We start from the raw sequence: 21955 nt of genomic DNA, 5'->3' as shown, positions 1-21955 counted from the left end.
TGTGGTTGGCGGCACAAATGGTGGATGACGGGTATGGCCTACGGGTCTTGCTGACGCGGGCACTACGCCGGATTCAGGAGTTGGAGGCAAAGCGGCACGCGCACGAACCGATCGCCGTCGTGGGGATCGGCTGCCGGTTTCCCGGCGGCGCGGACAATCCGGACAACTACTGGGACCTGCTGATCTCGGGGCGCGACGCCATCGTCGAGGTCCCGGCGGAACGGTGGCCGCTCACCGATCCGGCACCGCAGAGCGGACTGCGCCGGGCCGGGTTGCTCGACGCGCCGATCGACGCGATCGACACCGAATTCTTCGGAATCGCGCCTCGGGAGGCCGCCGCGATGGATCCGCAGCAACGTCTTGTGCTCGAAGTTGCCTGGGAGGCAATGGAAGACGCTGCGCTACTGCCCGAAAGTGCGGCCTCGACGAGAACCGGCGTCTTCTTGGGCGTCAGTTGGCAGGAGTATCAGCGGACCATCACGCCGGACTGGGTGCGGTCGGTCGACGCGCACACGCTCACCGGAACGATGTCGAGCGTCGTCGCGGGACGGGTGGCCTATCTGCTCGGCTTGCGCGGTCCCGTCGTCGCTCTCGACACAGCCTGCTCGTCATCCCTGGTCGCCGTGCACCAAGCGTGTCGCAGCCTGCGGTCGGGGGAGTGCGACGTCGCGTTGGCCGGTGGGGTGAATCTGCTGCAGTCCGAGCTGACTTCGGCGGCGTTGTCGCGGATGGGCGCATTGTCGGCCGACGGCCGGTGCCGACCGTTCGACGCACGAGCGAACGGGTACGTGCGCGGTGAAGGCGCGGGCGTGATCGTGCTCAAACGGCTGTCGCGCGCGATCGCGGACGGCGACGAGATTCGTGCGCTCGTTCGAGGCTCGAGCGTGAACCACGATGGTCGGTCGATGGGGCTGACCGCGCCGAATCCCGTGGCACAGCGGGAGTTGCTGCGCGCGGCACTCGCCGACGCGGGTTGTGACGCGGCGCAGATCGGCTATGTGGAGACCCATGGAACGGGAACCCCACTCGGAGATCCGATCGAATTCGAAGCGTTGTCCGAGGTTCTGGGTGCGCCGCGGTCCGACGAGTCGGTGTGCTTGCTCGGCTCGGTGAAGTCGCAGATCGGGCATCTGGAAGCGGCCGCGGGGATCGCGGGACTGATCAAGACAGTGCTGCTGTTGCAGCGGGGACAGATCCTGCGCCAGCACGAATTCGACACGATGAATCCGCGAATCGCGCTCGACGGCACGGCATTGGCGGTGCCGACGCGTGATGTCGAATGGCCGGAGGCGGACCAGCCGCGGTTGGCCGGAGTGAGTTCGTTCGGGTTCGCTGGGACCAACGCGCACGTGGTGCTCGAGGCGGCGGCCGCGTCCACCGAAAGCGCAACGGTCCCTGAAATGCCTGCGGTGCTGGCCCTTTCGGCGCGGTCCGAAGCGGCCCTCGAGGCACTCACCGCGCGGTACGGCTCGGTATTGACACGCACGAAGCTGCCACTCGCCGACATCGGCGCCACCGCGGCGCTCGGGCGAACACACTTCGCGCACCGGCGTGCGATCGTCGCATCGACCTCGGCCGAGGCGGCAGGCCGGCTCGCGGCGCCGCAACACCGTGCGGGGTTGCCGCACGAGCGGAATCCGCGGGTCGCCATGCTGTTCACGGGCCAGGGCGCGCAGTACGCGGGCATGGGAGCGGCGCTGTACGAGCGTCACCCGGCATTCCGGGCGGCACTGGATCGCTGTGACGACATCCTCGGTGTGCTGCCCGGTGGTCTGCGGCTGCGGGCACTGCTATTCGAGGCGAACGACGAGGTGCTGACGCGCACCGAATACGCCCAACCGGCGCTATTCGCGGTCGAGTGGGCGTGTGTCGAACTGTGGGCTGCGTGGGGGATTCGCCCGGATGTCGTGCTCGGACACAGTCTCGGCGAGCTGGTGGCGGCGACGGTCGCCGGAGTACTCGACCCCGAGGAAGGGTTGCGGCTGGCGGCCGCGCGCGGACGGCTGATGCAGGCCGTGTCGCAACGGGGCGCAATGGCCGCAGTGTTCGGCGCGCAGGCCGAGTTCGCGGATCTGCTCGCTGAACTCGCACCGAGCCTGGCGGTGGCGGCCGTCAACGGGCCGCGGCAGTTCGTTGTCTCCGGCACGGAGGCCGCGGTGCGGCGAGTCCGAGACTTGGCTGCCGAGCGTGCCATTCGTGCCGTCTCGTTGCCCGGCACGACAGCGTTCCATTCGCCATTGCTGGACCCGATTCTCGACGACTTCGAAGCGAAGGCGGCCGAGCTGGTGGCAGAGCCATCCCGGATCACCTCGATCCCGCTGGTGTCGAATGTGACCGGGCAGTTGCTCGAGGCCGCGGCGATGAATGCCAGGTATTGGCGCGAACATGCCCGCAGGACAGTGCGTTTCGCGGAGAGCATGCGGACGGTAGCGGACTTCGACGTGGACGCGTATCTCGAAGTGGGGCCGCATCCGGTGCTGCTGGACTTCGCGCGACAAGTGGATCCCGAGGCGATGTGGCTGCCGAGCCTGCGCCGCTCCTCGTCCGACGACACGACGATCCTTACGAGCCTCGGCGAGATCTACTGTGCTGGAGCGGATGTCAACTGGACAGCGGTGGTGCCGGTGTCGGCACGGCGACGCAACGGACTGCCGACCTACCCGTTTGCGCGGGAGCGTCAAACGCCGCCGCTGAGTGCTGATGCGCCGGTGGACACCGGTTACCTCGCCGAACATCGGTTCCAGGATCGGCCGGTGGTGCCTGCGGCATATCTGGCGTGGGCAGCACTGCGAGCCGCCGGCGCGGATCGTGAGCTGGTCGATTTCGTTGTCGTACGACCGGTTCCATTGGACCAGCTCGCCGCGCCGGTGGTCGATGCGGCTGATGGTCGCGTCGATATCAGGTTCTGCGTCGAAACCGGTGGGGCGGCGGCTGTTTCCGCGTCGGCGGTGCGTTGGGAACGGATCCGGCCAGGGGACACGACCGACCTCGCCGCGGCCGAGCACAGCGACGCCGCGGAATGGGATGTCGCCGAGTTCTATCGGAACTGCACCGAGACAGGCCTGACGTTCGGCCCCCGGTTTCGGTGGATCGAACAGCTGCGTGCTGGCGGTGACTTCATGCTGGCCAAGCTGTCTCGCCCCGCAGAGCTGGCCGATGAACCGCAGGCGCTGCTGCCGTGCCTGCTCGACGCTGCCGTGCAAACCGGGCTCGCGTTGGTGACCCGGCAGGGGGAATCCGGGCAATTGCCGGTCGGTATCGGCAGATTGCGCGTGCACCGCACGGACGAGGTCGAGACGGCGTGGGCGCTCGCGACGCGCACCGGCCGAACGAATCGAATCCAGGTCTTCGATGACGACGGCGACCTCATCTGCGATATCGAAGATGTGTGGTACGCGAAGACGGGATTCGGTCGACCGGCGCAGGAGCGGGTCGTCACGCCGGACCTGGTTCACCTCTCGGCCTGGGAGCGGGCGGTGGCCGAACCCGGTGTGGTCGCGCCGAATTCGTGGCTGGTCATCGGGACCGGTGAGCAGGCGGATCGGTTGGCCGAGGCACTTCGCAAGGCGGGTCACCAGGCTGTCCGGATCGACCGGACGGCCGACCGGACCGCCTTCGCCGGAATGCTCGGCGAGGCTGGTCGGGCGGTTGTCTATCTCGGTGACGCCGAGGCAGACGACAGCGCGATTACGGCGCGTGTCGAAACCGAGCTCGCTGTCGAAGTCGTGCAGTCCCTGGCCCGTATTGCGCACGACGGCCCCCTGTACCTGGTCACCACTGCTGGCATCGCCGTAACGCCGGGCGAGCGAGTGCGTCCGGCGGCCGCCGCGCTGTGCGCATTCGGGGCGGTGGTGCGCACCGAACTTCCGGATCTGCGTTGCCGTCTGATCGATCTGCCGGATCGCGCTCGATCCGATGACCGCAGGCTCGTCGCGGAACTCCGCACCGCTGCCGTCGATCCCACGATTGCACTGCGAGGACGAGATCGCTATGTCCCACGTTTGGTGGCGCCCGCCGACGCGGCGGGGCTGAACGATCCTGACACCACGCACCGCGCTGACGGGCTTCATGCGCCACGCCTGCCGGAGTTCAGCGATGCGATGGAACTCGACAGGGCCGCAGCCTATTTGATCACCGGCGGGTTGGGGGCGTTGGGTCTGCTCGCGGCGCGCGCACTTGCCGAGGCGGGCGCCGGAACCGTGGTGCTGGCGGGCAGGAATGGTCCGAATGCGGAAGCCGCAGTAGCGATTGCGGGCATCTCGGCGCTCGGCGCCCGAGTCGAGACGGTGCAGGTCGACGTCGCTGATCGAGCTGCACTGTCTACCTTGATCTCCCGATTCGGTGGCCAGCTGCCTCGATTGGCCGGGGTTGTGCACTGCGCTGGAGCACTGGACGACGCGTTGTTGATCGAGCAGTCCCCTGAGCGGGTGCGTCGGGTGTTCGCGGGCAAGGCGGACGGGGCCTGGAATCTGCACGAGCTCACCGCTGCCCATGCGCTCGACCTTTTCGTGCTGTTCTCCTCGGCCAGCGCCATCGTTGGCATCGCAGGTCAAGGAAACTACGCGGCCGCGAACGCGTACCTCGATGCACTCGCCCGCGTCCGGATTGCCAGTGGCCTGGCCGCCCTGAGCATCCAATGGGGACCATGGGCAGACACCGGCATGGCGCGCGGCCTGAACGCGGCGGCCCGCCACGCCTGGGAGCGCCACGGCGTCGCACAGCTCGACGTCGAGGACGGTGTCCGAACCCTGAAGTCGCTGTTGGCTGTTGACGGCGTCGTCGCCGTTTACCCGCCTGCCCTTGCCACCCGATCAATGGTGGCCACGCAACCGACTTCTGCCGCGCACCCCCCGGTGACGGACTACCTGGCCACGGTCCGCGCCCACGCCACCACAGCGCTGGGCCGCAAGACTCCGGTCGCCGACCGCACCCCACTCCGTGAGTTCGGACTGGATTCGATGATCGCAGTGGAGCTTCGGAACACCTTGTCATCGGAACTCGGGGTCCGGCTACCCGCCACGCTGCTCTTCGACCATCCGACCGTTGCCGCCGTGGCAGACGAGATCGCCCGACTCGCAGCCGAACGGCCCGTGCCGCGCGCAGCGGGCAAAGCAGTGCGCGAACCCGACCACCCGACGACCTTTGCCGCAACCGATGAAGCCGAGCTCGCCGCGGCGACGCATGAACCCGACCGCGCTTCGGCCCCGACCTTCGCCGGAGCCGAACGGGTCACTGCCTCTGCTCGGCCGCAACAGGCTGGGCGGCCCGAGGTCGAGGGTCGGCAGGTTCAGGATGTCGCCGGATCGAGTGAGTACGACGATGCGATCGCGATTATCGGGATGGGATGCCGGTACCCGGGTGGGGTCCGGGGCCCCGGCGATCTATGGCGGCTGGTGTCGGAGGAAACCGATGCGGTTACCGAGGTTCCCGCGGATCGGTGGGACGTCGAGGCGTACTTCCATGCGGATCCGGATGTCGAGGGGAAGACGTATACCCGGTGGGGCGGGTTCGTCGACGGTGTCGAAGAGTTCGATGCAGGGTTCTTCGATATTTCGGTCGGCGAGGCACGGATGCTCGATCCGCAACAGCGGTTGCTACTCGAAACATCGTGGGAGGCATTGGAACACGCGGGGTATCCGGCGGACCTGCTGACCGGGAGCCGCACCGGTGTCTTCGTCGGTGTGATGTCGACCGACTATGCCGAACGGATGGCGCGGGCCGGCGTGGCGCCGAATGCGTGGTTCGGCACAGGGAATCTGGCGAGTGTCGCGTCGGGCCGGTTGTCGTATTTCCTCGGTCTGAATGGTCCGAGCCTGACTATTGACACCGCGTGCTCCTCGTCGTTGGTGACGGTGCACTTGGCGATGCAGAGCCTGCGGCGCGGGGAATCCGATCTGGCACTCGCCTGCGGTGCGACCGTGGTTCTGACACCCTCGCTGGACATCTATTTTGCGCGGGCGCGCGGGCTGGCCGCGGACGGTCGGTGTAAGAGCTTCGACGCCCGCGCCGACGGTGTGGTGTGGAGCGATGGTGCGGGAACGCTGGTGCTCAAACGATTGTCGGACGCGCGCCGCGATGGGGATCGAGTACTTGCCCTGGTGCGGGGTTCGGCGGTCAATTCCGATGGCCGCAGCCAGGGTTTGAGCGCGCCGAACGGTCCCGCACAGGAAAGGGTGATCCGGGCGGCGCTCGCGGACGCGACGTTGACGGCGTCCGACATCGACTATGTCGAGACGCACGGGACGGGAACGGCGCTCGGCGATCCGATCGAAGTGAACGCACTCGCCTCGGCACTGACCAGCGAACGGCCCGACAGCACACCGCTGTTGATCGGCTCGGTGAAGTCGAATATCGGGCACACACAGGCCGCGGCCGGGATCGCCAACATCATCAAGGTGGTCGAGTCCATGCGGCACGACCGGATCCCCCCGTCCCTGCATTTCCGATCCGGGAATCCGCACATCGACTGGGACGACATCGGTGTGCGAGTCGTCGCGAAGGAGCGGGCGTGGCCGCGTTCGTCACGGCCACGTCGGGCGGGAGTGAGCGCGTTCGGCATCAGTGGCACGAATGCGCATGTCGTCCTCGAAGAAGCCCCCGTTCCGCCACACACCGACACCCCCGACCACACCGACGGGCACCTGCTGGCCCTGTCCGCGAAGAGTGCGGACGGATTGCGTGAACTGGCCGGTCGATATCGGGATCTGCTGACCGCAGATCCTGATACGAGACTCCACGACCTTTGTGCCTGCGCGAATACCGGCCGCACGCATTTCGCCGAGCGAGTGGCGATCATTGTCGACACCACCGCACAACTGCGTGCGGCCCTCGAGTCGGTGGCTACCGGGAGCAGCGCCGCAGGCACAGTTGTGGACCGAGCCACCGGCTCCGTCGAATTGTCGACAATGGCTCTCCGGTACGTCGAGGGTGCCGATATCGACTGGCATGCAGTGCATTCCGACCGAACATGGCGACGAATCGAACTGCCGACCTATCCGTTCCAGCGCAAGCGCCATTGGCTCGACCTCACGCCCGTACGGCCGGTCGACGACAATGTGCGTGAGCAGCCGGTCGGCAAGCTGTCGACCAGCGTGCTCGCGGTCGAGCCGGAGATGTTCAGCGGGCACCAGCTGCACGGCGCGCCCACGGTGCCAGCGGCGTGGATGGTCGCGCAACTCGCCCGGATCGCGGCCGAGCTGCCCGGGGCCGATCGCTGGGAGATCACCCATGTGCGGCTGACATCGCCGCTCGCGGTCCCATCCGTTGGCACGGTCGAGATCCGAATCGAGGCTGTGGCAGCCGGATACGACGCGCACTTCATCAGTACCTCCGGCATCGAACCCGAGTCGAATCCTTTCGCTCGGGCGGCGCTACGTGCGGCTGCCCGCCATCGGGAACCGGCTCCGAGTGGGTCATGGCTGCGGCAAGCGGCCAGACGACCTCTCCACCATGTCCCACGCGACGACCGGGACGCCGGGGATGGCGCGGCATGGGCTGCGTATTACGGCCGGGTGGCGGAGTGGGGGCTGTGGTTGAGCGAGGACTACCGGTGTGCTGCCGGGTTTCGGCGGATCAGCGCGACCGAATCGGAAACCTCGCTGCGGGCCTCTGCGAGGGATTCTGTTTCGTTGGATCCAGTTCTGCTCGACGCCTGTTTGCACAGCATCGTGCTGACCGCCGATCCGGACACGCTATATCTGCCTGTTTCGATCGATCGAATTGCATTGTCCGACAGTGAATGTACGGCCGGTGACCTGGTGCGCTGCCGTGTTCGCGTGACCGATCGCGGTGCCCGAGTGATCGTCGGTGACGCGACGCTGATCGACAGCGACGGACGCACGATTGCGACAATCGGAGGAGCGTGCCTCATTGCGGCGGGGGGCGCCGCGGCCGCACGGGATGCCGAAGCCCTACGGGATGCCGCAGGCCCACGGGATGCTGAAGCCCTCAGGAACACTGCAGCCCTAGGGCACGCCGAAGCTCTGTGGGATACCGCAGCCCGAGGAGATGCCGAAGCCCTGCGGAACGTGACAGCCCCAGGGGGTGCGCGAACTCCAGTCCTGCGCGGAGCGGCCGCTGGTCCCGGGTATGCGGCAGCCCCAGGGGGTGCGCGAACTCCAACCCTGCGCGGAGAAACCGCTGGTCCCGAGCATGCGGGAGCCCGCATCGAGCGGCTGTTCCATCGTCTCGAGTGGACACCGATCGCTATCGGTGAACAACTCCCCGTCGGCAGGGGCGCCGCAGATCGATGGCTGGTGTTCAGTGACGGACCGGCGGGGGAGGCAGTCGCCGCCGGGCTGTCGGCGCGAAATATCGAGATCAGCGTGGTGCGTCCGGAAGATATTCTCGGCGAGGGGTTGTCGATCGAGCCCGGCGAGGCGAACTTCGCGGCGATCCTCTCCGGTGCACCGTTGGGTGGCATCGTCTACGCGTGGACCGCCGGTTCCGCGGCCGTCCGGGTCGGCACAGTACTGCGGCTCGCCCGCGCGCTGGACGGTGCCGACCGCGTGCCGTCCACGCTGTGGCTGCTCACGGTGGGTGCCCAACGCGTCTCCGACGCCGACCGCCCCGACCCGGAGCAGGCCATGATCTGGGGGTTGGGCCGAACTCTTGCCATCGAGCATCCCGAATTCGCTTGTCGCCTCGTCGATTTGGAGGCAGAAAGCGCGGTCGACACGACGCTGGTCACAGCCGGCTTCGTCGCCGGGATCGAAGACCGTGAACTCGCCGTCCGGGACGGCCGGTGGCATGCCGCTCACCTGGCGGACGGAGTGCTGGATTCGGATGTGGCGGACAACTTCCACCTGGTGGCCCACCGATCCGGTGACCTGGGCCGATTGCGCTGGGATTCGACCGCCCGTCGCGCGCCGGGGCCGGGCGACGTGGAAATCGCGGTCGAGGCCACCGGTCTGAACCCGCGTGACCTATGGCTGGCGTTGGGCACTCACCCGGATGCTCCCGCGCCGCTCGGCCTGGAATGCTCGGGCCGCGTGACCGCGCTGGGCGCGGGCGTCACCGAGTTCCGCGTCGGTGAGCGTGTGGTGGCGTTGGCGAGTGGCAGTTTCGCGCGTTACGTCACGGTGGACCACCGGCTGGTGGCGCCGCTGCCTGCGCGGATGACGTTCACCGAGGGTGCCACCATCCCGGCCGCGTTCGTTAGCGCGTGGTACGGGCTCTTCGATGTCGCGGGTGTGCGGGTGGGTGAGCATGTCCTGGTGCACGCTCCCGCGAACGGAATCGGCACGGCCGCCGTGCAGTTGGCCGGGTGGGCGGGGGCGCACGTGCTCGGCACGGTCGCCCTCAGCCGATGGGCGGCAGGCGTCGGACTCGATATCCCGCAGGTCGACACCTGGCGCATGCACGGTGTGGGCGACCAACTCGACGCGCTCACCGACGGCCGAGGTCCCGATGTCGTATTCAATGCGATCGCGGGCGAGTTCACCGCAAGTGCCGCAAAGATCGTCGGCCCACATGGACGATTCATCGATATTGATGATCCGGGCCAGTCCCGGCGCGAGGACGGGGCACAGGCCGGGCACGGCATCGATTACCGAGTGGTCGATCCGAATTCGGCCGATCCAGAACGCCTGGGCACGATCTTGCGCACGGTGCTGGAACTGTTCGACAACGGTACGCTGGCTGTCCGGGACCAACCGGCGGTGTACGAGGCGGACGACGCGGAGACCGCGTTCCGTTCCTTGTGGCGACACCAGCATTCTGGTCCTATTGCCTTGCAACGCAAGACTACTCGCGCGACGCCCGACGGCATCCGAACGGTCGCTGGCACCGGCACTTACTTGGTCACGGGCGGATTCGGCGGACTCGGCGCGGCAGCGGCCCGGTGGCTCGCCGCACGCGGGGCACGCACAGTGCTGCTGGTCGGCAGGCGCGGACCGGATGACGCGGGCGATCGGCTCGTGGCTTCGCTGCGGGCCGACGGACTTCACGTGGTGACTCGTCAGGTCGACGTCGCGGATCGGGCAGCGGTGGCGGAATTGCTCGCCGGGTTCGAGGAATCGGGGTTGCCGCCGCTGCGGGGTGTGGTCCATTGCGCGGGCGTGCTCGATGACGGCGTTGTCACCGAATTGTCCTGGCGTCGCTTCCAGAGGGTCCTCGGCCCGAAATACCTTGCGGCCCAGCATCTGGACGAGCTGACGCGCGGCATGGAGCTGGATCTGTTCATCACCTACTCGTCGGTCGCGGGGTGGCTGGGCACTCCGGGGCAGGCGAACTATGCCGCCGCCAATGCGGCGCTCGACGCCTTGGCCTGGCGGCGGCGTGCCGACGGGCTGTCCGCGCTGAGCATCGTGTGGGGACCTTTTGCCGATGTCGGGATGGCGGCAGGGCGGCCCGAACTCACCCAACGCCTGGACCGGCGAGGGCTGCCGCCGCTGCGGGTGGCGGACGCTGCCGCGGCATTGGACCGATTGCTTTCGGTCGACAGTCCTTGTGCGGGCGTCTTCGATTTCTCGGCCGATCGTTGGTACACCGCCTATCCGGCTCGCGTTTCGGTCGCGGAGGCGAAACGGGAGCCGATCCCGGACACACGACCTATCGATGCTGGTGCGACTACGGGGCAGGTGAACGTGCGGCATCCTTCGGAAAGTGCGGCTACACAGCGAGATGCGGGCCGTTGGATAGCGCTCGTACAGCGCATCGCGATGCGTGTGCTGGATCGGACCGCCGAACTCGATCCGGATCTGCCGTTGCACGACATCGGCGTCGACTCGCTGACCGGAATGGAGTTGCGTGCCGCACTGGTCACAGAGATCGGTGCACCCCTGCCCGCCGGCCTCGTATTCGACTACCCCACCGTAGGTGAAATAGCGAAGTTGTTGCAGCGCAAGGGCGCTGACATCGAACTCGATCACTCGAACGGCGTGGGCCAGGTCGCCCACTCGGACCGGGCAGATCACCTCGACCAACCGGAGATCGACTACCGGATCGAGGGGGTGGGGACCGCCGTTCGGCACGAACGAGACGCCGATGACGCCACCCACATCGGTGGCGAGGACGACGATCCGATCGTCATCGTGGGCATGGCCTGCCGGTTCCCGGGCGGCGTGCGTACCCCGGAGGAGTTCTGGGAGCTGCTGTGGGCGGGCCGGGACGCGATCACCGAGGTCCCGCCGCAGCGCTGGGACATCGACGCCTTCTACGACCCGGACCCCGCCGCCCTCGGCACGATGTACACCCGATGGGGTGGATTCGTCGACGGCGCCGACGAATTCGATCCCGCTTTCTTCGGCATCAGCGCGGCCGAGGCAAGGGCTATGGATCCGCAGCAGCGCCTGCTATTGGAAACGAGCTGGGCGGCGCTGGAGCGGTCCGGGCGGGCGCCGGGGAGTTTGGCGGGCAGCCGGACCGGAGTGTTCGTCGGCTTGTGTTTCAGTGAGTATCCCGGAACGCCCACGCAGGCAACGGATCCGGCGTCGATCGGCGCTTACTCCGTGATCGGTTCGGCGCCGAGCGTCGCGGCCGGCCGGGTGGCCTACGCGCTCGGGTTGCAGGGTCCCGCGGTCACGCTCGACACGGCATGCTCCTCGTCGCTGGTCGCCGTGCAGTCGGCGTGGGACGGCCTGCGGGCGGGGCGCTGCGATCTGGCGCTGGTGGGTGGGGTCAATCTGCAGCTGGCACCGGAAACCACGATCGGGTTCTGCCGTCTGGCGTCACTATCGCCGGACGGCCGGTCGCGGGCGTTCGACGCCGACGCCGACGGCTATGTCCGCGCGGACGGTTGCGGTGTGCTCGTACTGACACGACTGTCCGCGGCCCGCGAACACGGCGACCGGGTGCTCGCGGTTGTGCGCGGTATCGGGGTGAATCACGACGGCAGGTCCAACGGGCTCACCGCACCCAACGGCCGGGCCCAGCAGCGGGTCATCCGGGACGCCATGGGGCAAGCGGGAATCCGGCCCGGTGAAGTCGACTACGTGGAAGCTCACGGCACCGGCACACCGTTGGGCGATCCGATCGAGGCGGCGGCACTTGCCGAGGTCTACGGCGAGCACCGCACTGTGCCGCTGCTCATCGGCTCCGTCAAAACGAATATCGGGCACACCGAAGGGGCGGCCGGTGTCGCCGGTGTGATCAAGGCCGTCCTGATGGTGCAGCACGCGAAAATTCCGCCGAGCCTGCATTTCCACACGCCCAATCCACTCATCGATTGGTCGGGGCTACCGCTGGAGGTTGTGCGGGAGCCGCGAGCGTGGCCCGAGACCGGCCGCCGTCGCGCGGTCGGTGTCAGCTCGTTCGGAATGAGCGGGACCAATGCGCACCTCATTCTGCAACAGGCCGCACCGGAACCCGTTCGTCGTCACTCCGCTTCGGCACCACAGGTGCTGGTCGTCTCAGCGCGTGATGACGCCGCACTGATCGAGTCGGCGAACGGCTGGGCGGACCATTTGAGTGGGGCCGTCGGCGAGCTCGCCGATTTCGCCTACACGGCCGCTACCGGGCGCACCCACTTCGAGGAGCGCCTGGCTGTGGTCGCGGCAACGGCGGATACCGCCGCCGCTCGGTTGCGCGCTGCGGCAGCGGATGCACGGTCGGTGCTGCGGGGCCGGGTCGAGCGCGCCTCGGCCGCACCGAAGATCGCAGTGCTGTTCACCGGGCAGGGATCCCAGTATCCGGGCATGGCCAGAGGATTGTTCGAGACCGAACCGGTGTTCCGGCGGGCATTGCAGCACTGCGACGACGTGCTGGGGCCGATCAGCGATGGAATGGGGCTGCTCGATGCCTTGTACGGTGACCGTGCGTCCGCAGACACGCTCGGCCGTACGGTATTCACCCAGCCTGCGCTGTTCGCGGTGGAGTGGGCGCTGTGGGAGATGTGGCGTGACTGGGGGATTGTGCCCGCCGCAGTGCTGGGCCACAGCGTCGGAGAGTATGTGGCCGCATGCGCGGCCGACGCGATGCGGGTAGACGATGCGCTGCGCTTGATCGCCGTGCGCGGCAGGCTGATGCAAAGCCTGCCGGATGGTGGCGGAATGCTGGCGGTCGAGGCCGATTCGGCGGCGCTCGCCCCGGCACTCGAACGCTATGCGCCCGCGGCGACGATCGCCGGATTCAACAGCCCGGCTCAGGTCGTCGTCGCCGGGCCGCGCAGCACGCTCGGATTGCTGCGGGATGACTTGGTAGCGGCAGGAATTCGCGCAACTGCCCTGACTGTGTCGCACGCGTTCCATTCACCTCTGATGGACCCGATTCTCGATGATCTGGCCGAAGCCGCACGGCGCACCGTGCTGCGGGATCCCGCGATCCCGATGATCTCGAATGTGACCGGTGCCCCCTTGCGTGCCGGCGAGCTCACGGCAGAGTACTGGGCGCGACAGGCTCGACAGCCGGTTCGCTTCGTGCAGGGGATGCGGGCCCTGACCGAACTCGGGATCGGCACCTTCCTCGAAATCGGTGCGCAACCAACGCTTTCGGCGCTCGGCAGTCGCGCGATCGAGGGTCCCGCGAGGTTTGTCGCGGCATTGCGGCGCGGCCGCGACGACCGGGAGATGACAGCGGATGCGCTGGCGCAGCTGTACATCGGCGGCGTCGCCATCGATTGGGAACGCGTGCACCGGCCGCACGCGCCACGACGGGTCCTCGCCCCGACCTACCCCTTCCAGCGGCAGCGGTACTGGGTCGACCAGCCCCGCAAGCCCAAGGCGCTGAGTCCGAACGAGCCGGACGCGGCCGCGCACCGACTCGGAGATGATCTTCATCGACCGACCGCCACCACGTCTACTGCAGCAGTACACATGCCGCTTCCGTACCTTCCGCGCCGTCTCGACTTGCCCGGCGACGTCACGCATTTCGCTATGACCCTCGCGCCGGCCGCACCACGCTATCTGTCCGATCACGTGGTCGGTCATGACGTGGTGGTTCCCGCCGCGTGGTTCGTCGCGACCATCGTGGCGACGGCACAGGAGGTGACCGGTACCGAGGTCGTCACGATCGAAGATCTCGTGATCGCCAGCGGTCTGATGCTGACGGCGGACCATCTCGTTCAGCTACGTTTCGCGCCGCAGGTCGCCGGTTTCACCGTGGAGGTCGCGAGCCGCGCGGGGGACGGCTGGCACACCCACGCTCGTGCGCAGGTGTCCACGGGCGCCATCCGAACCGCTGTCGAGTTCACCGTCACCGATCTGTTGAATCGTTGCACTGCAACGCAATCCGCCGACGACTTCTACCGAATGCTCGCCGTCGCCGGTCTGCACTACGGTCCGGCGTTCCAGCGTGTCGTCGAGGTTCGGACCGGTGATCGAGAAGCTGTGGTCAGGATGTCGGATCCCGACCCCGACGCCGACCTGCTGCCACCAGTCCTGCTCGATGCGGCCTTGCAGGCAACCTATGCCGCGATGGCGCCGCAGGCGGGGACGCACACCTGGATGCCCATGGCCATCGACCGGGTGAGCGTTCCGGCCGTCGGCGGGCGAATCCGATACGGCCACGTGCGTGTTCTCGAGCAGACGCCGCAGCTGTGCGTCGCCGACGTTCTGCTGCTCGACGAGGAGGGTGCTCCCGTGCTGATCGCCGACGGTCTGCGAGTGGTGCGGACGGCCACCGACCGCTCTGACGCTCGACTCGCAGTCCAGCTGTCGCCGACCACCCACGGCGAGGCAGCCCTTCAGGATGTCTACCGCATGGCTTGGCAAGATGCCGGCCCGGTCACAGAAGTCGCTGCGGCGGGCCGCTGGCTCGTCGTCGGCACCGTGGGCGGCCCCGGCGACGCGGTCGCAGCCGGTCTGCGGGCATCGGGCGCACACTGCGTGGTAGCGCGGCCCGGCCCCGGATTCGGGTTCCTCGCGGACGACGAGTTCGAAGTGGACCTCGGCAGACCGGCGGCGGTGCGGGCCTTGCTCGGCGCGGCAAGCGACGGGCGAACGCCGCTGCGCGGCATTGTCTACACGACGCCGGTGTCGGCCGCCGATGACATGACGCCGGACCGGGCTCAGCAGGTGGTCCTCGGCGCACTGCACCTGGTGCAGGCCGCGGCCGTGAACGGTGAACCCGCACTGTGGCTGCTCACCCGCAACGGCCAGCAGGTGGACGCAGCCGATCGGGTAGCGCCGGATCAGTCCGCACTGTGGGGCTTTGCCCGCAGCGCTCACCTCGAGCAGCACGAAATCGGTTGCCGGATAATAGATCTCGACGATCGAACGGCAGCAGATGTGGAAGCTGTTGTTGTCGAGCTACTCTCGACCACACCTCGTCGACAACTCGCGTTGCGCGGCGGAAGGCGGCTGCTGCCGCGACTTGTTCCCGCCCAGCGATCCCGGCCGGAGCCAGGACGGAACGGTTTCGGCAGCGCGGCCACCACGCAGACGGTGCTGAGCACCGAGGGGACGGTGCTGATCACCGGGGGGCTCGGCGGAATCGGCCGGACCCTGGCCCGCTGGTTCGTCGACCGCGGCACCCGAAGCCTGGTCCTGGCCGGGCGCAACGCCCCGGACGCCCCGGCACTCCAGCTGATCACCGAGCTCAGAGAACGTGGCGCGCATATCGAGATCCGCACTCTCGACGTGGCCGATCGTGCTGCGGTAGCGGCAACCTTGGACTGGATCGACCGTGAACTCGCACCGCTGGCCGGGGTTGTTCACCTGGCGGGTGTGCTCGATGACGGGGTGATCGCCGAGCAGTCCGCGACCCGACTCGGCCGCGTTCTCGCGCCGAAATTACACGGCGCCTGGCATCTGCACGAGCTGACCGCACTGCGCGCACTGCGGTTTTTCCTGCTGTTCTCCTCGGCGTCCGCGGTGGTCGGCCTGCCCGGCCAGTCGAGCTACGGTGCGGCCAACGCGTTCCTGGACGGATTGGCCGAGCTGCGCCGCGCCGCTGGCCTACCCGCGCTATCGATCGCCTGGGGACCCTGGGCCGGAACAGGCATGGTGGACCGGCTCGGCGCCGGCGATGTGCAACGCCTCGCCCGCCGCGGCTACCACCTACTCTCCGAGCGTCGTGCGCTCGAAATCCTTTCGCACACGATGGATTCGGAGAGTGGCACCCTGATGGCACTGCCGCTCGACCTGCCCGCCCTGCGCCGGTCCGGTGTCGAGGTGCCCGACGTGCTGGCGGGCCTCGCCGCCGGCGGCACACTGCCGCCGGCCCCGTCTTCCGTGACGGTGGAGCGCAGGGTCATCCACGACCGGAACGGATGCGACGCCGAGATGGCGGCACTGGTCCGGCACTGTATCGGCCTGGCTCCCGACGCCGACCTCGATCGCCCACTGCACGAACTCGGCCTGGATTCGGTCGCGGCCATCGAGATCCGGGACGAGCTGTCTCGCGCCGTCGGGCACCGCCTGCCCGCCACGCTGGCTTTCGAGTATCCGACCCCGCGTGCGGTCATCGATCTGCTCGTGCAGCTGGGAACTGCTGTGCAAGAGCCGGTTTCGCTGCCGGACGGGGTACCTACCGTAAACGCGCCCGCACCGGTGGGTGTGTCGGCACGGGATTCGCTTGCGCAGCAGTACGAAGTGTCCGCGGAACGTGCCGCCCATGACTCGTCCGCAGCCCAGGATGAGCCAGGGCGCACCTCGGTTGCACAGCGGGGCGAGTTGAACGCGAACGGTTTAGTTCGCAGTTCGCCCGGATCCGTGAACGCGCCAGCTCACGAAGCGGTTTCGCGACAGCATGAGGTCTCCGCGTCGAGCCCGGCCGATACGGAGGCGCTACGGATCACCGGGCTCGAGCCGTCCAGGCGGGAGCGTTCGGGCGCGGGCGTCGGGGATATCGCCATTGTGGGTGTGAGCGGTCGGTATCCGGGGGCGGACGGACTGGAAGAGTATTGGCGAGTCCTGCTCGAGGGGCGCGACTGCATTACCGAGATTCCGCGAGAGCGGTGGGATCACTCGCGATACTTCGTCCCGGATCGGCACAACCCGTATACCTCCTACACCAACTGGGGCGGGTTCCTCGACGATGTCGATTGTTTCGATCCGCTGTTCTTCGCGATCTCGCCGCGTGAGGCGGAGGTGATGGATCCGCAGGAACGACTCTTCCTGCAGACAGCTTGGGCCGCTTTGGAAGACGCGGGACATACGAGGGCCGATCTGGCGCGGCGCGGTATGCGCCCCGAAGAGGCCGGGGTATTCGTCGGCATCATGTGGGGCACCTACCAGATGTTCGGCGCGGAGGAGTCGCGGCTGGGACGCGGCACGTTGCCCGCTTCGACTTTCTGGAGTGTCGCCAATCGGGTGTCGCACGCGCTCGACTTCCAGGGGCCGAGTATGGCGGTGGACACGGCGTGTTCCTCCTCGCTGACCGCGCTGCATCTGGCCTGCCAGAGCTTGCGGACCGGGGAGTGCCGGATGGCCGTGGTCGGCGGGGTCAACCTGTCGCTGCACCCGTACAAGTTCGTGGCGTTGAGCCAGGGGCAGTTCGCCTCGACCGACGGGCGCTGCCGATCCTTCGGAGCGGGCGGCGACGGATATGTGGCTGGAGAGGGGGTCGGCGCGCTCGTGCTGCGGCCGCTGGCCGACGCCGAGGCAGACGGCGACACCATCCACGCGGTCATCAAGGGCACCGCGGTGAACCATGGCGGCCGGGTGAACGGCTTCACGGTGCCCAATCCGACGGTGCAGGCGGCGGTGATCCGTTCGGCGCTACGCACCGGCGGTGTCGATCCGGATTCGGTGTCCTACATCGAGGCACACGGCACCGGAACCGCACTCGGCGACCCCATCGAAATTGCCGGCCTGTCCAAGGTATTCGGCGGAACCGAGCGGGCCGAGCTGCCCATCGGCTCGGTGAAGTCCAACATCGGGCATCTGGAGGCCGCGGCAGGTGTGGCGGCACTGACCAAGGTGCTGCTCCAATTGCGCCACGAGACCATCGTGCCCTCACTGCACGCGACGCCGGCCAACCCGAACATCGACTTCGCGAGCACTCCGTTCCGGATTCCCGAGCGACCGCTGCCGTGGCCGTCCGGTGGTCCCGAGCAGCCGCGCCGGGCGACCATCAGCTCATTCGGCGCCGGGGGATCCAATGCGAATGTCGTGCTCGAAGAATACGTGGACCAGCGCCCGGTCACCCGATGGGTCGACGATCAGATCGTGCCCGTGTCGGCACGGGATGCGGATCGTCTCACCGAATACGTTGCGGCACTGGATCGTTTCCTCACCACCCAACGGCCGAACCTGGCCGATCTTGCGCACACAATGCAGGTCGGCAGGCTGGCGGGCAGCGCGCGAACCGCGTTCATAGCTCGCGATCTGGACGAACTCCGGGCAGCGGTTCGTACCTGGGTCGAAGACGCGCCCGGCGCACGCGGTTCGGCGCGAGCGGCCGCCGATCACCGCATCGCGGACTGGCTCAACGGTGCCGAGATCGATTGGGAGACCGTGTGTAACAACGAATCCCATCGCCGGATCCCGCTACCGACCTATCCGTTCGCCAGCGAACGCTACTGGATTCCCGATGTTGTGGACCGAAACGATGGTCCGACGGCGGACGCCGCAACATCCTCCGCGGCGCCGGCAGCAAGCGTTGCCGATCTCGGAGCCACCGTCGATGCCGGAACGCGTGCCAGGAATGGGTCGGCCCGCAGCGCCACCTTCGAAACCATCGCCACCGGGGCGGAAGCGGTTGCCGTGCACGCGGAACGGCGTGCACTCGTTCCGGTGTGGCGGCCTGCGGAACCCGGCCGCGGTGATGTACGCGACCGCCTGCCGCTGGTCTTGTACGACGCCCGGACACCCGCATCCTTCGTCGAGACACTGCGGGCAACACTCGGGGAACCGCTGCGCCTGATCCGGGTCACCGATGCCCCACGAGACGGTGACCTCGACCGTACCGACTTCGCAGCGGGCGCCCAACTCGGTCGTGCACTGCTGGCTCGATACCCGGACACCGACAGCGTGATCGATCTCTGCGATCTCGCCCCGTTGCCCTCGGGTCACCGACCGACTGCTGATCTCGGCCGAATGGGCTTGTACCAGGGCGTGATCGACGGTCGTTCGCGTGCTCTGTCACTGCTGCATGTGGCGGCGGGCACCCCGGGCACGGACGGGCCGGAGTGCACGCCGCTCGCCGGACTGGTCGCGGCTCTCGCCGATGAGATCGGCGATGTACACACCCGCAGTGTGCATCTGGTCGCCCACCGCGGCGCCGTCTGCGCGGATCCGCACTCGCTGATCGAGATCCTCGGCGCGGAGTGCGCGTCTGTGGGTGACGATGCCCCGCGCGTGCGGTACCAGGGCGGGCGACGTGTGACCGTCGGGCTCGAACCGGTGGCACCGCGCAGCGGACTCGTCGTCGATCCCGCACGCACCTATGTCGTGACCGGCGGAACCCGCGGCCTCGGTGCGGAATTCGCGGCCATGCTCGTGGAGCGCGGCGCGCGCCGGCTGGCCGTTCTAGGACGGGAGGCACTGCCGCCCGAATCCGAATGGCCAGGACTGGCCGACTCGGATGGGCCGCACGCGGCCAAGGTGCGGCGGCTGTCCGCGCTGCGCGACCGAGGTGTCGCGATACGCACCTATTTCGGCGACCTCACCGACGAGTCGGCATTGACCCATTTCTTCGCCGAGGTCCGGCGTGAGCTCGGCCCGATCGGCGGCGTATTGCACTGCGCGGGCGCTGTTTCCGTGGAGAGTCCCGCCTTCGTCCGCAAGACCGCGCCCGCGGTGGCAGACGTTCTGGCGCCGAAGATTGCCGGAACGGCGGTGCTCGCCGCGGTGCTCGCCGCTGATCGACCGGACTTCTTCGTGCTGTTCTCCTCGGTCTCGGCCGTCCTGCCCGGTCTCGCGGTCGGATTGTCCGACTACGCGATGGCCAACGCACACCTGGACCGCTTTGCCGAGGCCCAGCACGCCAACGGCCGCACGTGGTTCCGTTCGATCGAGTGGCCGTCTTTCCGCGGCACCGGGTTCGGTGCGGTGACGACGTCGGCCTATCGGTCGACCGAATTGCCGACGATGACGGCAGCGGAGGGCTTCGATCTCCTGGACGGCATCCTCGGCCTGCCCGACACGCCGGTCGTCCTGCCCTATCACGGTGCGCCACTGCAACTCTCGCTTCATCGGTCGAAGCGCAACGCGGTCTCCGGTCCGGCCGTGGCTACGCCTGCCGTCGATGCGGCCGCACACGGCGGATCGAGTCGGGCCTATCAGGAGTTGTTGCGAATCTTCTCCGATGAGCTGAAGCTCGCGCCCGCCCGTTTCGAGGGGCACAAGCGTTTCGACGAGTACGGCGCCGACTCCGTGCTCATCGCTTCTGCGGTACGCCGCATCGAGAAGGTGACCGGACAACCTTTCGACCCCGCGCTGGTGCTGGAGTACCCCACCCTGGACGCACTGGCCGATCTACTGACCGACCAGCATCCGGATCTGTTCGCCGCCCCATCACATCCGAAGCGGGCGCAACCCCATGGCGATCCAGATCCGCGGGGCGCAGTCGACGGTGGCGCGACCAACGGCGCGGGCCCGCATCGTACCGGCGCACTGCCGGCATCGGACACGCAGCGTAATGGCTCGGTCGCGCCGATCGCCGTTGTCGGAATCGGCTGCCGCCTGCCGGGCGGCGACGACCCAAATGCCTTCTGGCGCCTGCTCGCGGCAGGCGAATCCGGTATCCGCGAGGTCGATCCGGCACGCTGGGATCCCGCGCGGTACTACCACCCGACCGGAGGTCCGGGATCGACCAACAGCAAATGGGGCGGCTTCGTCGACGGCGTCGACCTGTTCGATCCAGGGTTCTTCGGGATCAGTGACGCGCTCGCTTGGCAGATGGACCCTCTGCAGCGGCTGCTGCTGGAAGCATCCGTGCTGGCGACCGCGGATGCCGGCTATCACCGTGACGAGCTCGCGGGTCGCCGGATCGGGGTGTATGCGGGTAGTCGTGCGGCCAACTACTTCGACCGCATCCCGGTCGCCGACCGGCACACCATCGTCGGCATCGGGCAGAACTTCATCGCCGCCCGTATCTCCGACTATTTCGATTGGCATGCGGGCAATCTCATACTGGACAGCGCCTGCTCGTCGTCGCTGGTATCGGTGCACCTGGCCTGCCAGGCGCTGCGCGCGGGCGAACTCGACGCGGCACTGGCCGGTGGCGTCGAGGTGCTGCTGGACGAGGCACCGTTCGTGACCCTGGCCGCAGCCGGTGTGCTGTCGCCGAACGGCCGTTGCGCCACCTTCTCCGAGCACGCCGACGGTTTCGTGCCGGGGGAGGGCGCGGCATTGCTGTTGCTCAAGCGTCTCGACGACGCGGTCCGCGACGGAGACCGGATCTACGCGGTGCTGCGCGGCTCGGCGATCGGCAACGACGGGCACACGATGGGCATCACCACACCCAATATGCATGCGCAGATCGAGGTCATCACCGCCGCCCTCGACACGGCGGGCATGTCGCCCGACGCGCTGTCGTATATCGAAGCGCACGGCACCGGGACCATGATCGGCGACCCGATCGAACTGAAGGCCTTGGCGACCGTACTCGGCGACCGTTCACGCGGTACCCAACCGTGTGCGGTCGGCAGCGTGAAAACCAATATCGGCCATCTACTTTCGGCGGCCGGTATTGCCGGCGCGGTGAAAACGATTCTCGCGGTGCACCATGGTGCGCTGCCGCCTTCGCTGCACTGCGAAAACCTCAACCCGCGTTTCGCGTTCGCCGGGTCACCGCTGTACATCAACCGCGAGTTGCGCCAGTGGCGCACCGACGACGGCAGGCCCCGTGCCGCGGGGGTCAGCTCGTTCGGGTTCGGTGGCACCAATGCCCACCTGATCGTCGAAGAGGCACCTGGGGCGCACCGTCCGGTGCGTAACCCGCTGTCGCCACCCGTCTTCCGCAAGAGGAGCTTCATGCTGCCGAAAACGGTTCCGAGCACATCGACCGATCCTGGGCCCCGGTTCGTGCTTTCGTCGGTGCCCACCACAGCCGCGCCGACAGTGCCCACCGCGTCGTTCCTACGCGTGGAGCCACTGGTATGAACGAGCGAAGTGCGGGAGTCGTGTGCCGG

The 21955-nt window shown here is 67.9% G+C and carries 1 protein-coding gene; it reads left to right on the top strand.

Annotated elements, in window-relative coordinates; all coding sequences use genetic code 11:
- The first annotated feature begins 17 nt into the window (after positions 1-17).
- The gene (locus OHA42_RS27435; RefSeq protein WP_406230694.1) at positions 18-21926 is read left to right on the top strand and encodes an SDR family NAD(P)-dependent oxidoreductase; all 21909 of its coding nucleotides are present in this window, start codon (positions 18-20) and stop codon (positions 21924-21926) included.
- The last annotated feature ends 29 nt before the right edge of the window (positions 21927-21955 follow it).

It is taken from the genome of Nocardia sp. NBC_01009, from assembly GCF_045208035.1.
Taxonomy (GTDB): Bacteria; Actinomycetota; Actinomycetes; order Mycobacteriales; family Mycobacteriaceae; genus Nocardia.
This window is presented reverse-complemented; position numbering and strand designations above follow the sequence as displayed.